Below are 14808 nucleotides of genomic sequence, written 5' to 3' on the forward strand. Positions count from 1 at the left end.
ATGCAGCGTCCTCTGAACTTCTCCTCGAAAAGAAAAAGGCCGGGAGCTGCGCGGCCTGCGCGCTTTTCCCGGCCCTCATGGGTGACTGCCTCGGCGCTCGTCACGCCCCCTCAGCGGTCACCTCTCTGCTGACAGCCCATCCGCCGTCAGCCTGGCCTCACCCGCCTCACCGCGCCTCTGCGGTGGCCTCCCCCTCCTCCTCGACCTCCTCGTCCTCTTCACCTTCGCCCTCTTCCACCGCGCTCACGGCCTTGTCGCGCAGGAAGAACAGCGCCTGCGTCTTCTTGTCGCGCGGGAAGGCGGCGCGGATGCGGTTGGCGACCTCGGTGAACACGTCGAGGAACTCCTCCTTCGCCAGGTTGCGTGCGGCGCGGGCTTGCGCGCACTCCTCCATCCCCACCAGCCGGCCTTGCAGCGCGGCCTCGTAGCGCTGGCGGAGCGCCTCGATCTTCAGCCGCTCGTCGGGGGCGGCGGGGAACAGCGCCTCCACCTCCTTGTAGCGGCCTTCGAGGCCACGCATCTCCTTCACCTGCGTCCCGCCGATAGGCCGGATGATCGGCGTCGTCCCGTTCGGGAACAGGGTCTTTGCGACCCTCCCGCCGGGCTTTCCGTCGGCGATCTCCGCCATCCGCAGGGACATGCGCACGCCCTGATCGGCGATGAGGTCGGTGTACCTCACCTCCACCCGGAGCTTGATGAGCGCCTTCGTCTTCGCGGTGTAGGCGGTCTGCCGCGCGAGCAGGTTGGTGGTCGCGGCCTCCAGGCTGGCGGCGAGGCCGGTCAGCGCGGGGACCTGGTCGAATTTGTGGATCATCGTGCAGGTGTGAAGACTCTTCAGCTCGCACCGATCCACGGTCGTGTTCATCACCGGAACGGACATGGGGGAAACCCTCCTCTGGTTAACTGCAATCGCATCGCTGCTTGCGTGCCATGACCTTCGGCATCCCCACCATGGGCATGCACGAGGTCGGTCCGTAGCTGATGGAAGAGTGCGTGGAGCGTCAAGAGAGATTTCCACACCTACATCGTGCTTTCGGAGGATAGAGGTGGCACGACTGGAATTCCTCCACTGGCGCTCCGTCGCTCGGGGGTCCGGTCGATCTCCGAGGAGGGGGCAGCCGCGTTTCCGGGGCGTCCGGTGGACGTCACCGGAGGGTGCGGCGGCGTTGCTGCGACCTCTGTCGGACTGCAACGGAGGGTGCGGCGGCGTTGCTGCGACCTCCGGTGACGTCCACCGGACGGTGTCGCACCGTTTCCGCACCCTCCGTCGGACAGCCATGGCGTGGGCAGCAACGTTGCTGCTCCCGTTCACGCGCTCCGTGAGGCGCCCGAGCCATGGCAGGGCAGCGCCGGGGTGTCGCACCCTGCCCGGGCGGCGCCAATGCCGCGGCAGGAAGGCGTCATGGTAGACCTCTCGGTCGAGGAATGGCTCCTTGGAGCGGCTGACCGCAGCGCGCGGCGCGCGGCGTCGGGGTGCGCTGCCGGAGCGCAGACAGGGACCTCCACGATGAACGAACTCACCGAACGCGACAGCCTCCTGGTGGAGCGGTACACCTTGATGACCTGGGCGACCCGCCACCTCCGTGGGGTCACGGCGGACAGCGTGAGCGCGCCCGACCAGGCCCCGGCGCACGAACTGCCGGCGCACGCGCGGGGGATCCTGGAGCGCCTGAGGTACTGGCACGTCCGCTGGACCTCGACGGAGGGCAGGTACGCGGGCGGCTTCGTGCCGGTCTGCAAGGCGTGGCTCAAGGGGGATCCGGCGTATGGGTTCCCGCCGGGCAAGGCCTTCATGGTCCTCGACAAGCACCCCGATGGCGCGGCGTTCTTCGTGCGCGACGCGGACGCGCCGGTGGACAGCGCCTGCGTAATGGTGGCGAGGGCGGGCGAGGAGGGGAACGCGACGACCGTGGGGGCGACGCTCGCCGACTACCTGGAGAAGGCCATGGATTGGCACTTCGCGGCGCGCTGGTGGACCGGCGCGGCGGAGGCGGCGGAGGCGTCGCGCTGGCTCGCCGCGCAGCCGCCGGTGGACCAGTTCGCGGTGCGGGTCGTCGCGGTCGAGGAGGTGACCTCCGCGAGCTTGCGCGCCCTGCGCCTGCGCTGGTTGGGCCTCCAGCACCGGCAGGAGGTGGCGAAGGCGCTGAAGCTGGAGCCCGGCGCGGCCTCCGACATCGCGGCGCTCGACGCGGAACTCGCGCCCCCGCGCGGGCTCATGCGGAGGAAGGAGAAGGCCGTCCGCAAGGCGCTGCTCATGAGCGAGCAGACCCCGGAGGATCTCCAGCGCTTCTTCTGGACGCAGGCGTCACCCGGCGACGCGACGCTGGTGGTGCTCGACGTGACGCGCCTCGGCACGGCGCACCTCGGCGTGCATGCCCTTCGCCCCCAGGCGCAGCACCTGGCTCAGCTCCTCCTCGACGCGCCCGGCGCGGGGGCGCTCCTCCGCATGATCGGCGAGCGCGTGACCGGCGAGGAGGCGCGCGACGACGCGCGCGACGGCAGCATGATCGGCAAGCGCCCGACCGGCGAGACCCTCGTCAGCGACAGACCAGCCGGGGTGGAGCGGGTGCGCTTCGCGCTGTCGATGCCGGACGAGGCGCTTCGTGGCGTGGTCCTCGACACGTTCATCGACCTGAGCGGTGCTGCGCCCCCTCAGGGCAAGGTGCGCGGGCGGGTGCAGCTCGCGGCGGTGCTCCCGCGCGCGCTCGTGCCCGAGGGCTGCGTACCCGGCGCGGCATGGACCTCCGGGGCGTTCGCGTTCACAGGGGTGATGATCAACGGTGGGGTGATGCAGAGCGGCTGAGCGCTGCCCCGCGCCAGCGCGCCAGCGTGCCAGCGTGCCAGCGTGCCAGCGTGCCAGCGCGCCTGCGCGCCAGCGTGCCAGCGTGCCAGCGTGCCAGCGTGCCAGCGTGCCAGCGTGCCAGCGTGCCAGCGCCGAGGTACGTCGCCCCGCATCACCCTGCGAACAGCTCGGCGACCCAGACGCGGCCGGTGGCGTCGCGGACCACGCCCACGCCGGCGCGGCGGTAGTCGCCCATGAGCAGGTTGCCGCGGTGGGAGGGGCTCGCCCAGATGGCGCGGTGGGCGTGCTCGGGGCGGTCGGAGGTGGCCACGTTCTCGCCGGCCACGCGGGCCACGTAGCCTGCGGCGGCGAGGCGCGCCGAGGGGTCGCCCTGGCCCACGTCGTGGCCCACGAAGCCGGCCTTCTGCATGGCCACGGCGTGGGCCAGGGCGAGGGCGTCGAGGGCGGGGTCGCGGGTGAGCGGCGGCTTGCCCTCGGAGATGCGGGCGGCGTTCATCATGCGGATCATGGCGTCGGCGTCGTCGCGCGCGCCCTGCGCCGCGCCCTCGCCGGGGGCGGTGGCGCGGACGAAGGTGGTCGGCGGCGCGGTGCCGGCGTGCACGATGGCTTCGAGCACGGGGCGGGGGCCGGTGGAGACGGTGGCCAGGATCTGCACGAGCCAGGTGCCTGGCTGGTCGACGGCGAAGGTGCCCTGGATGCGGCCCTGGTGGAGGGAGGCGGGCAGGGTGCGGGGCTCGCCGCGGGGGCCGAGGAGGACGAGCTTCACCTCGCTCGCGGGGACGAGCATGGCGCCGTCGAGCCGGAGCCACTGGCCCACGCGGGCGGTGGTGGGGAGCGGGGCGAGGTCGGCGAGGGCGTCGATGCTGATCACGGCGACGACTTCGGAGCCGTCGGGGCGGGTGTCGCGGGAGGCGCCGCAGCGGCGCTCGCCGAGGGTGCGCCAGCCGGAGAGCCAGCCGCTGAAGCGCTGGGTGAGGTCGGCGTCCGGGAGCGGTCCTCCGTCGACGGACCAGGCGCGGGGCCAGGGGTGCGGGTCGCCAGCGGCGCGCAGGGTGAAGAGCAGCTCGTCGGCGGCGAGGATGTCGAGCCCGAGGATCTGGCGCTCGACGTTGCGGCGCGCGACCTCGGTGAGCGCGGCGTCGGGGATGCCGCAGAGGCCGAGGAGGGCGGCGTCACGCGGGGAAGGGGCGGCGCGCTGGGGCGACTGGGTGGAGGGTTGCCAGGTCAGCGGTGGGGGTTGAGGTCCACGGCCCTGGGCGCCAGCGGACGGGGCGCCCGTGGGGGTGGCGCCGGGCGGTTGCGGCGCGGCTCGCGGCGCGGCTCCAGGAAAGGGCTGTCCCCCGGCGGACGCGTACGGTGCGGCGTGGGATGCGGCGTGCGATGCAGCGAAGGGCGGCCGCGAGGCCGCGAAGGGATCGCTGGCGTCGACGGGCGGCAGGACTTCGCTGGCGCACCCGGTGAGGATCAGCGCGCAGAGGGCGAGTTCCCTCGGGTTTCGCAGGCGAGGCGCAGCGCTCGTGGGCTTCGGCATGCGGCGCAGCAGAGTGAGTCAGAGGGCGGCGTGGAGGTGCGTGCGGGGGCGGCGCGGTTCGCTGACGTGGTTCGGCGCGCGGTTCGGCGCGCGGGTCTGGTAAAGGCCGTCGGTGGAGGGCTCGTCCTGGGAGAGGATGTGGCGCTCGACGTAACGGACGATGGACTCGTGCAGCGGTTGGGGGGCGCCGCGCGCGCGCTCGGGGCGGTGGGCGCCGAGGATCTCGAACATGGCGTAGCCGGTGAGGCCCTCCTCGTGGGCGATGCGGGCGAGGGCCTCGATCTGCGGATCGGGCTCGGCGGAGCTCGCGGGAGGGCGCGGCGTCGTGGGGTCGTCGGCTTCCTCGGCGGCCTTGGCCTGCTCGATGAGGTAGGCGCCGATGGCGGCTTCGAGGCAGACGACTTCCTCGACGATGGTCAGGTAGTAGGGCGTGCTCTCGGGTTGCTTGAAGATCTCGGCGCGCACCTCGGGCTCGTAGCGGAGGACGGCGCGGCAGCCGGCGTAGACCTGGGCGGGGCCGCTCGGCGCGGAGCCGACGTGGATGGCGCCGGCGCTGTCGACGTCGAGGAAGATGCGAAAGGGGTCGATGCGGCCCTGGCCGGCGCCGCCAGGGGTGAGGCGGCCGGCGACGGTCCAGGCGTTGCGCGAGCGCGGGTGGTAAGCGAGGGCCTCGGCGATGTGGCGGCGGGCGGCGGCGACGTCGCCCTTGCGCTCGGCCAGCTCGGCGAGGCCGGTGTGGGCGCTGGCGAGCGTGGGGTCGATGGCGAGGGCGCGCTGGTAGCTCTGCTCCGCGGGGCCGAGCGCGCCGGTGGCGACGAGGGCGCGGGCAAGGCCGATGTGCGCGGCGGGGTGGCGGGGCGCCTGGGTGGTCGCCTCCTCGAACGCGGCGCGGGCAGCGGTGGCGTTGCCGGCGCGGAGGAGGTCCTCGCCGCGGGTGTGGGCGGCCCGGATCTTGGTGCCGTCGGGGACCGGAGAGAGGCGGCCGACGCCGTGGTCGTCGCGCTGCAGGAGCTGCCACTCGTCGGACTCCTGGGGGCCCGTGGGGCCGTACTGGATGACGGTGTTGGAGAGCTCCGGGGCGGCCTCCATGATCACGTAGAGGCGCGGGGATTCGTCGATGACGGTGACGACCATGCGCGTGAAGTGGAGGCTCTCTTCGGGGTCCTCCATGCGGTGATCGCCGGCGTAGCCGAAGCGGGTGAGGTCGGGGAAGACGCGGGGTGCCCTGGCCTGGAGCGGGGTGTCCGGAGGGGTGAGGAGCGCCTGCTGGGCCGCGGTGTAGGGCGGGACCCACGAGGGGGCTGCCGCGAGGGGGGTGGCATCGGCGTTCGGGGCCGACGGGGCGGGGCGCATGGCGTGTCCGCTGGAACACGCCGTCGCACCGAGGCCGAGGGCCACGAGCGCTGCCATGAAGATCGCCCGCATGTCTCCGGGGTAGCAGGTTTCGAGCATCCGCGCCCGCTCGGGAGGCGGGGGGAGGCGGGCCCGGAGGGGGGGCCCAAGAAAGAGGCGGTGCGTCGGCGCCCTGTGCTACCGTGGCCGAGCTTAACGATGGCGGATGTCACCAAGGCCGCGAAGGTTGGATTGATGACCATCGCCCTTGCGGGCGCGGCCTACGGGGGCTTCAAGTTCATTTCTCGGGAGGCCGGCACCGAGGGGGGCTACCGGGTCTGGGCGACGTTCCCCGACATCACGGGCGTGGCGCCGAAGTCGCGGGTGATGATCTCGGGCATCCAGGTCGGGGTGGTCGACCGGATCTCGCTTCAGAACGGCGAGGCGCGGGTCGACATCAAGATGAACCCCGAGATCCCGCTCTACGAGGACGCGGCGATCGGCAAGAAGGCCACGAGCCTCATCGGCGAGTCGTTCATCGTGCTCACCCCGGGGACCGAGGGGAAGCCGAAGCTGCCGGATCAGGGGCAGATCACCCACTACGTCGAAGAGCCGAACATCCAGTCGCTCCAGAACCAGATCGCGGACATCCTGAAGGACGTCAAGTCGGTCACGGAGACGCTGCGCAACACGGTGGGTTCGGACTCGGGTCAGGCGCAGATCAGCGAGATCCTCAAGAACCTGGCCGAGGTCACCGATGAGCTGAACAAGACGGTTCGCGAGAACCGGCTCGGGGTCACCCAGACCATCAACAACATCAACGCCATCACCGGGGACGCGGCGCCGAGGATCAAGGAGATCCTCGAGAACGTGAACCAGGTGACGCGCGACGTGCGGGCGATGACGGCGGCCGGCGACGCGCCGCAGCTCGCAGGGTTGCCCGGGCTTCCAGGAGCGGCAGGACAGCCGGGGGCTCCGGGAACGTCGGGTGCGCCGGGCACGTCGGGACAGCAGCCGGGAGCGGGGTTGGCTCCGGGTCAGGTGGGACCGGCAGGCGTGGCGCAGGCGCCGGGTCGGGTGGGCCAGGCGGGGCAGGGGGCGCAGGCGGGACAGGGAGCGCAGGCGGGACAGGGGGCGCAGGCGGGACAGGGAGCGCAGGCAGGACAGCCGGGCGTGGGTGTGGGGCCCGGGCGGGTGGCGCAGGTCGAGCCGGTGGCGCAGGGCCGTCAGGCCGGAGAGCTGCGCCGGACCGTGGAGCGGATCGAGCGGGCCAGTGCGAGCCTGGAGTCGACGCTGCAGCACGCGGACAACGTGGCGGCGCGCATCGACCGGGGCGAGGGCACGATCGGGCGGTTGAGCAAGGACGAGGCGCTCATCAACGAGGTGGAGAACGCCGTCGACACCATCGGCGACCTCGTGGGCGGGATCGGGCGGCTGCAGACGGTGGTCGGGCTCAGGACGGACTACAACTTCCTGGCGAACACCATCAAGAGCTACGTGGAGCTGCGGCTCCAGCCGAGCGAGGACAAATACTACGTCATCGAGCTGGTGAACGACCCGCGCGGGCTGACCTCGTTCGAGCAGGTCGACGTCGACACGACGAACCCGAACGAGCCGGCGCACTACCGCGAGGTGCGGACGGTGACCACCAACGCCTTCCGGTTCTCGTTCCAGTTCGCGAAGCGGATGGGGCCGTTCACGGGCAGGTTCGGGCTCAGGGAGTCCACGGGCGGCATCGGCCTCGACCTGCACCTGCTCGATGATCGGTTCGAGCTGCGGCAAGATCTGTTCGGGTTCGGCGAGGAGCTGTCGCCGCGGTGGCGCATCGCGGTGTCGTACGAGTTCATCCGGAAGCTCTGGCTGCTCGGTGGCGTCGACGACATCCTCAACGCCGATCGGCGCGACTACTTCGTGGGTCTGCAGCTCAGGTTCAACGACCAGGACCTGAAGACCATCCTGCCGTTCGCACCCGCGGGGCTCTAGCCGGCGAGAAGAGGGCTCGCGCCCCGCGTCGCGGATCTCCGTGCTATAGGCCGGGGCATGAGGCGTTCGCTGACCTCTGCCGCTCTGGTGTTCGCGGTCGCTGCAGCCGCAAGTGTCGCTGCGTGTCAGGGGTGTCAGTCGAGCACCACCACGCCCCCCGCGAGCGCGGATGCGGCGGATCAGAAGCCGACGCTGCGGCTCTACCTGGTCAGCACCCTGGCGGGCGCGATGGAGCCCTGCGGGTGCACGAAGGATCAGCTCGGGGGCGTGGACCACCTCGCCGCGTACATCGCGGGGCAGAAGACGGAGGCGCCGCACAGCCTGGTGCTGGGCGCAGGTCCGCTCTTCTTCATGGACCCGAAGCTCGAACCCGACGCCGTGACGCAGGACGGGTGGAAGGCGGAGGCGCTGGCGCAGGCGGCGAAGGACATCGGCCTCACCGCATGGGCGCCCGGCGCGAACGACTGGGCAGGGGGCGCGGAGGCGCTCGGGCGTTACCAGGAGATGTCGGGGGCGGCCCTCCTCGCGGGGAACGTGGCGGGAGCTGCGGGAGCTGCGGCAGGCGCCGGGAACGCTGGCAACGCGGGCGTGGCCGGGACGCTGGTGCGCGAGGTGGGCGGGGTGAAGGTCGGCGTGGTGGGGGTGAGCGACCCCAAGGATCGCGGCGGCGCCTATCCCGCGGGGGTGACGACGAGCCCGTCGCTCGCGGCGATGAAGGCCGGGGTGGAGGCGGTGAAGCGGCAGGGGGCGGTGATCCTGGTGGGGCTCGCGGCGCTGCCGCGGGGCGAGGCGCTGCGGCTCGTGGACGAGATCCCGGAGCTGCACGTGCTCCTGCTCGGCAAGCCCGTGGAGGGGGGAGAGACGAACGACGCGCCGAAGCCGCCGATGCTGATCGGCACGACGCTGGTGGCGGAGTCGGCGAACCACCTGCAGAGCGTGGGGGTGGTGGATCTGTTCGTGCGCGAGGCGGCAGGGCAGGCGCGCGAGGGTCAGAAGATCACCTTCGCGGACGCGGGCGGGGTGGCGAAGGCAGAGGAGCTGATGCTCCTCTCAGGCCGGATCCGGGAGCTGGAGAACCGGATCAACTCCTGGGAGGCCGACAAGAGCGCGTCGCCGAAGGACATCGCGGCGCGGAAGGCGGACCTCGCGCGGCTGCGCGCCGAGAAGGAGAAGGTGGAGGGGGAGCAGAAGGCGGTGCAGGGGAGCTTCTTCCGGTACTCGTCGGTGGAGGTCCGGGAGAAGTACGGGAGCGAGAAGTCGGTCGCCGACCTGATGCTCGGCTACTACAAGCGCGTGAACGTCCATAACAAGGAGGCGTTCAAGGACCGGCTGCCGGAGCCCGCCGCGAAGGGGCAGGCGGAGTACATCGGGATCGAGGCCTGCACGTCGTGCCACGACGAGGAGCGGAAGGTCTGGGACAAGACGGCGCACGCGCGCGCGTACGCGACGCTGGAGCACGACTTCAAGGAGTTCAACCTCGACTGCGTGAGCTGCCACGTGACCGGCTACGGCAAGCCCGCCGGGTCGACGGTGACGCACAACGAGAAGCTCAAGAACGTGCAGTGCGAGGAGTGTCACGGGCCCGGATCGCTGCACGCGAAGAGCCCCGGGAAGGCGGACCTCATCGTGCTCTCGCCGAAGCCGGAGAGCTGCGTGAGCCAGTGCCATCACCCGCCGCACGTGGAGGGGTTCGACGCGGTGGCGAAGATGAGGCTCGTGCTGGGGCCGGGGCACGGGATGGAGTGACCCTGGACGTTCCGCGTGGCGCCCGGAGGGGGGCGCAGACGGCGCTGGCGGCGCTGGCGGCGCGGAAGGCGCTTCGCGGTGGGGCCCTTCCTGGTGCGGTGTTCAGGGGACGTCGGCCCGTGTTCAGCGGATGGGGACGGACCAGGGAGCGGCGGCAGCGGGCCTCGGGTGAGGGGGAAAAGCCTCAAGATCTCGCGGGTGGTGAGCCTGGGAGGCCTCAGGGGGCTGCATGTCTCTGGGCCGTGGCTCACGGGCGCGCGTAGAGTCGGCGTCGGCGTTCGGCTGTACGCCGTAGGGATCACTCCGTCTGCAACGCTGGCACGGTGCGTGTACTGTGCGCGGAGATGCTCCCGGTCTGCCACGGGACGGTCTTCACACAGCCACAGAGGTGATTCTTCTTATGAGATCCATGTCCGCACGATGGCTCCGAGGAGGCGCTGCCCTCCTCGCGCTCACGGCAGTGAGCGCGACGGCGGCCGCCCAGGAGACCCCTCCTGTCGCACTCAATCGGTTCAACCCGGCGCCGGCCGGGGACCGGATGTTCGGCGTTGCTTCACCTGACGCCGCGTCGCCCAACCAGGATGGTGGGCCCGGGGTGAACCTGATGATCCTCGGCGATTACGCCCATAACCCCCTCGTGCTCCGGCGCGAGAGTTCGGGCGAGAACGTCGGCGGGATCGTGGAGCACCAGCTCTTCCTGCACCTGAACGGCGCGTTCGTGGCCTGGGAGCGCCTGAACGTGAACATCGACGTGCCGTTCGCGCTCTACCAGGGCGGCAGCAGTCCCGCGGCGGATGGCCTCGCGTTCACCTCGCCCTCGGGGGCGACGATCGGTGACCTGAGGTTCGGCGCGCGTCTGCGGCTGTTCGGTGACTACTTCGACCCCTTCCAGCTCGCCATCGGCGGCTACGTCTGGGTGCCGACCGGCAGCTCGGATCCGGGGTCGTACGTGGGTGAGGGGACCGTGCGCGGGATGCCGATGATCATCGCCGGCGGCCGGTTCACCTCCGTGGTGTGGTCGGCGAACGTGGGCACGGACATCCGGCCCGGCCAGACCTTCGCGGGGGTGCAGCAGGGCATCTCGCTGATCGGAGGCGCGGGCATCGGGTTCCTGCTGGACGACGCGAAGCGGTTCCAGCTCGGGCCGGAGGTCACGGTCTCCACGGTGCTGCAGGGCGAGGGACCGTCGAAGCGGAACACGAACCTCGAGGCCTTGCTCGGGGCGCGTTACCGCTTCGGAGGTCTCATCGAGGCTGGCCTTGGCGTCGGCCCCGGCCTGACTTCCGGCATCGGTACCCCGGACGTGCGCGCGGTGGCCTCGATCGCGTTCGCGCCCGAGGTGCAGAAGCCGACCGAGGATCGCGACAAGGACGGCATCAAGGATCCGCAGGATGCGTGCCCCGACGTGTTCGGCGTCGCGGACGCGGATCCCGCGAAGAACGGCTGCCCGCCGGCGCCGCCGGACCGGGACAAGGACGGCATCCTCGACAGCGTGGACGCCTGCCCCGACGAGCCGGGCCTCGACAACCCGGATCCAAAGAAGCACGGCTGCCCGCCGCCAGGCGACAAGGACAAGGACGGCATCACGGACGACGTGGATGCCTGCGTCGACGTGCCGGGTGTGCCGAGCAGCGATCCCAAGCTCAATGGCTGCCCGCCGCCTGACAAGGACGGCGACGGCGTGCCCGACGCGGAGGACGCCTGCGTCGACATCCCGGGCCTGAAGACGAGCGACCCGGCCACCAACGGCTGCCCGGGCGATCGCGACGGCGACACCATCCGCGACGACAAGGACGCCTGCCCCGACGAGAAGGGCAAGCCGAACCCGGATCCCACGAAGAACGGCTGCCCGACGGCCGTGCGCGTGACGGAGAAGGAGATCATCATCCTCCAGCAGGTGCAGTTCGACACCGGCCGGGCGACGATCAAGAAGGTCAGCGACGAGCTGCTCGACGAGGTGGCCGGCGTGCTGAAGGAGCACCCGGAGATCATCCTGGTCGAGGTGCAAGGGCACACCGACATCCGTGGCGGGCGCGCGTTCAACGTGAAGCTCAGCCAGAACCGCGCCGACTCGGTGAAGAAGGCGCTCGAGAAGCGCGGCGTCGAGGCGATCCGGTTGAACGCGAAGGGCTACGGGCCCGACGTGCCGATCGGCGACAACGCGACCGACGAGGGCCGCCAGCAGAACCGCCGCGTGCAGTTCAAGATCATCGAGAAGAAGAGCAAGAGCGGCGACGTGCACACCGCGGTGCCCGCGACGACGCCGGTCACGGTGCCGGCGCCCACGGGGACGCAGGGGCAGACCGCGCCGACGACGGGGCCGACCCCGGCACCGGCTCAGCCTGCGCCGACGACTGCGCCCGCGCCTGCGCCGAAGGGGCAGCCCTCGCCGCCAGGGCTGCTGCCGCAGAAGTGAGACACTAGAGACACATGACGAGAGAGCTGGCCCTGTGAAGAGAAGTGTTGGTTTCATAGGCTTGACAGGGCTGGCTCTGGCTGGCGGTGCAGGGGGGGTCGCGCACGCGGACCCCGCCCTGCGCCACCAGGTCGACCAACGGGGTGACCTCCTCCTCATCGGGAACACCCTGGGACACGACTGCGCCAACAACCCTCCGGATCCCGTGGTGGGGACGGTGGAGGTGGACTGCGGCGCGAACTCTGCCGATACGGGCATCGACATGGTGTGGCGCGCGGACGAGCCGGCCGCAGGGCAGGCGCTGTCGAGCACCACCATCGCCATGACCGATGCGCGCAGCACGGCGGTCTTGACGCTGCCGCCGGGCGCCACGGTGACCCGGGCGTTCCTCTACTGGGGAGCGCGGCGGGCGAGCAGCGTCGCGGATCTCACCGCGACCATCCAGCGCCCGGGGGTGGATCAGGCCCCCATCAACGTGACGGCGATCCAGTCGTTCGTCCCGACCTACAGCGTTTACCAGTCGGTCGCCGACATCACCACGATCGTCCAGGAGCGCGGCTCCGGGCCGTACCGGGTCGGCGGCGTCGACATCTTCCCCCTGAGCGGGGTGAACAGCGACACGGCCTACGCGGGCTGGTGGATGGCTGTCTTCTACGAGAAGATCGACGAGCCGCTCAGGAACCTGGCGCTCTTCGACGGGCTCGACATCGTGGCCGCGCCCTCGGCGGGCAACCCGACGCCCACGGTGACCACGACGCTCTCGGGGTTCCTTGTGCCCCCCGCGGCGTCCTTCGCGAAGCTCGGCGTCATCGCCTACGAGGGCGACGGGGCCATCGCGCAAGACTCTTTCCGGTTCAACGGCGTCCAGATCTCGGACGCGCTGAACCCGGCCGACAATTTCTTCAACGGCACGCGCTCGTACCTCGGCATGCCGGTCTCGGTGCCGGGGGATCTGCCCCAGCTCACCGGCGGGCCGCTGAGCATGAGCAGCATCGACATGGACGTCATCGACGTCACCGCGCACCTCGCCCCCCTCCAGACCTCGGCGGTGATCGAGGCGCAGGGCGCTGGCGACGTGATCTACCTCGCGGGGTACACCACCTCCATCGTGACCTTCGCCCCGGATTTCACGACCTCGACGAAGACGGTGCAGGACCTGAACGGCGGCGGCCTGCTGCCGGGAGACATCCTGGAGTACACCGTCGCCATCGAGAACAGCGGCGACGACGCCTCGATCAACACGGTGCTCACCGACGCGCTGCCTCCGGGAGTGACGTACGTGCCCGGCTCGCTGGCGATCACCTCGGGGGCGAACGCCGGGGCCAAGACGGACGCGGCCGGAGACGACCAGGGGGACTACGCCGCGGGGACGCGGACCCTCACGGTGCGCCTCGGGACAGGGGCCGGCGCGACCGCGGGCGGGGTCATGCCCGTCGGCGCGACGAGCACGGTGACGTTCCGGGTGACGGTCGACGCGGGGACCTCGGGCTCCATCGAGAACCAGGCGGTGATCTCCGCGGGCGGGCAGCAAGGCGCGCCGGTCACGAACACGCCCACGGATGGCAACGGCCCGGGTGGTGGTCACCCGCCGACGACGGTGGTCGTCGACCTGTGCTCGACCGACGCCCAGTGCGCGGCGCCCACGCCCCACTGCAACACCGCGCCGACGCCGAACGAGTGCGTCGCGTGCGTCACCGACCTCCATTGCCCGCCGACGGCGCCGACCTGCGAGGCGGCGACCCACACCTGCATCTGCGTGCCCTCGGGCGCCGAGGTGTGCGACGGCCTCGACAACGACTGCGATGGCGAGGTCGATGACGGCCTGAGCTGCGTCGACACCGATGGCGATGGGCTCGGCGACGATCTGGAGCTGACGATCGGGACCGATCCGAACGACGCCGACTCGGACGACGACGGGGTGCCGGACGGCCAGGAGCCGGGCCTCGACGAGGACAGCGACGGCGACGGGCTGATCGGGGCGCTGGATCCCGACAGCGACAATGACGGGCTCTTCGACGGGACGGAGATGGGGCTCGACTGCGCGAACCCCGCCACCGACGCGGGGGCCATGAGCTGCGTCGCGGACGGGGACCAGGGCGCCACCCTCACGGACCCGCTCGACGCGGACACGGACGATGGCGGCGTGGAGGACGGCGACGAGGACCGGGACCACGACGGCGTGGTCGACGCGGACGAGACGGATCCCACCGCGGGGAACGGCGCTGACGACGTGCTGAACGACGACGCCGACGGCGATGGCCTGAGCGGCATCGTCGAGCTGTCCATCGGCACGGATCCGAACGACGCCGATTCGGACGACGACGGGGTGCCGGATGGTCTGGAGCCGGGTCTCGGCGAGGACACCGATAATGACGGGCTGATCGGGGCGCTGGATCCCGACAGCGACAATGACGGGCTCTTCGACGGGACGGAGATGGGGCTCGACTGCACGAACCCCGACACGGATCCGAGCGTGATGAGCTGCATCGCGGACGCGGATGGCGGCGCGACGACCACCGACCCGCTCGACCCCGACACCGACGGCGGCAGCGTGAGTGACGGCGACGAGGACGCGAACCATGACGGGCAGGTGAACGACGGCGAGCGGGATCCCAACGACCCCTCGGACGACGTGACGCCGGAGATCCCGTGCACGCAGGACAGCGCGTGCGGTGGGCCGAACAGCGGCATCGTGTGCGATACGGCCTCGGGGAACTGCGGGCCCGGGTGCCGCGGCGCGGACGGCAACGGCTGCCCGGAGGGGCAGGAGTGCTCGTCGAGCGATGCCACGGCGGGCACCTGCCGGACGCCGGTCCCCGGCGTGGAAGAGCCGGACGGCATGTACCCGGAGGGCAACGGCTTGCTCTGCGCGGCGCGGCCTGGTCCTGCGGGTGGTGGCGGCGGCGCGCTGGTCGTGGCGATGGCGGGGCTCGCGGGCCTCGCGCTGCGACGGCGCCGGCGCGAACCGCGCGCGTGAGGGCCCGAGACGGTGACGGT

The 14808-nt window shown here is 71.4% G+C and carries 8 protein-coding genes; 5 read left to right on the top strand and 3 right to left on the bottom strand.

Annotated features, from left to right (window positions below; all coding sequences use genetic code 11):
- Positions 1-166 precede the first annotated feature (166 nt).
- A complete protein-coding gene (locus CAP_RS12055; RefSeq protein ID WP_044240023.1) occupies positions 167-880 on the bottom strand; it encodes a hypothetical protein in 714 nt (237 codons plus the stop codon).
- A gap of 627 nt (positions 881-1507) precedes the next feature.
- On the opposite strand from CAP_RS12055, the gene CAP_RS12060 reads away from it, so the two are divergent.
- On the top strand, positions 1508-2803 hold the full coding sequence (locus tag CAP_RS12060; RefSeq protein ID WP_197041139.1) for a hypothetical protein: 1296 nt from the start codon (positions 1508-1510) through the stop codon (positions 2801-2803).
- A gap of 151 nt (positions 2804-2954) precedes the next feature.
- Here CAP_RS12060 and CAP_RS12065 read toward each other — a convergent pair whose 3' ends face one another.
- Complete coding sequence (locus CAP_RS12065) at positions 2955-4334, bottom strand: CAP domain-containing protein (RefSeq protein ID WP_081864803.1); 1380 nt, start codon at positions 4332-4334, stop codon at positions 2955-2957.
- A gap of 18 nt (positions 4335-4352) precedes the next feature.
- Entirely contained in the window at positions 4353-5786 is a 1434-nt protein-coding gene (locus tag CAP_RS12070) for a tetratricopeptide repeat protein (protein ID WP_044240029.1), read from the bottom strand.
- 135 nt (positions 5787-5921) lie between these two features.
- Here CAP_RS12070 and CAP_RS52200 point away from each other — a divergent pair, with 135 nt between their 5' ends.
- From CAP_RS52200 to CAP_RS44335, 4 genes are all read left to right on the top strand, one after another.
- Positions 5922-7649 (top strand): MlaD family protein, encoded by a 1728-nt coding sequence (locus tag CAP_RS52200; protein ID WP_231511356.1) that lies wholly within the window; start codon positions 5922-5924, stop codon positions 7647-7649.
- A gap of 57 nt (positions 7650-7706) precedes the next feature.
- On the top strand, positions 7707-9395 hold the full coding sequence (locus CAP_RS12085) for a cytochrome c family protein (protein WP_044240031.1): 1689 nt from the start codon (positions 7707-7709) through the stop codon (positions 9393-9395).
- 409 nt (positions 9396-9804) lie between these two features.
- Entirely contained in the window at positions 9805-11811 is a 2007-nt protein-coding gene (locus CAP_RS12090; protein ID WP_231511358.1) for an OmpA family protein, read from the top strand.
- 61 nt (positions 11812-11872) lie between these two features.
- Entirely contained in the window at positions 11873-14788 is a 2916-nt protein-coding gene (locus CAP_RS44335; RefSeq protein WP_052374898.1) for an isopeptide-forming domain-containing fimbrial protein, read from the top strand.
- Positions 14789-14808 lie beyond the last annotated feature (20 nt).

This window comes from Chondromyces apiculatus DSM 436, assembly GCF_000601485.1.
Taxonomy (GTDB): Bacteria; Myxococcota_A; Polyangia; order Polyangiales; family Polyangiaceae; genus Chondromyces; species Chondromyces apiculatus.

What these genes read in the sequence shown, in the direction of transcription:
- CAP_RS12055 (WP_044240023.1), bottom strand. Translation starts at nt 880, where the DNA reads ATGTCCGTTCCGGTGATGAACACGACCGTGGATCGGTGCGAGCTGAAG.
- CAP_RS12060 (WP_197041139.1), top strand. Translation starts at nt 1,508, where the DNA reads ATGAACGAACTCACCGAACGCGACAGCCTCCTGGTGGAGCGGTACACC.
- CAP_RS12065 (WP_081864803.1), bottom strand. Translation starts at nt 4,334, where the DNA reads ATGCCGAAGCCCACGAGCGCTGCGCCTCGCCTGCGAAACCCGAGGGAA.
- CAP_RS12070 (WP_044240029.1), bottom strand. Translation starts at nt 5,786, where the DNA reads ATGCTCGAAACCTGCTACCCCGGAGACATGCGGGCGATCTTCATGGCA.
- CAP_RS52200 (WP_231511356.1), top strand. Translation starts at nt 5,922, where the DNA reads ATGACCATCGCCCTTGCGGGCGCGGCCTACGGGGGCTTCAAGTTCATT.
- CAP_RS12085 (WP_044240031.1), top strand. Translation starts at nt 7,707, where the DNA reads ATGAGGCGTTCGCTGACCTCTGCCGCTCTGGTGTTCGCGGTCGCTGCA.
- CAP_RS12090 (WP_231511358.1), top strand. Translation starts at nt 9,805, where the DNA reads ATGTCCGCACGATGGCTCCGAGGAGGCGCTGCCCTCCTCGCGCTCACG.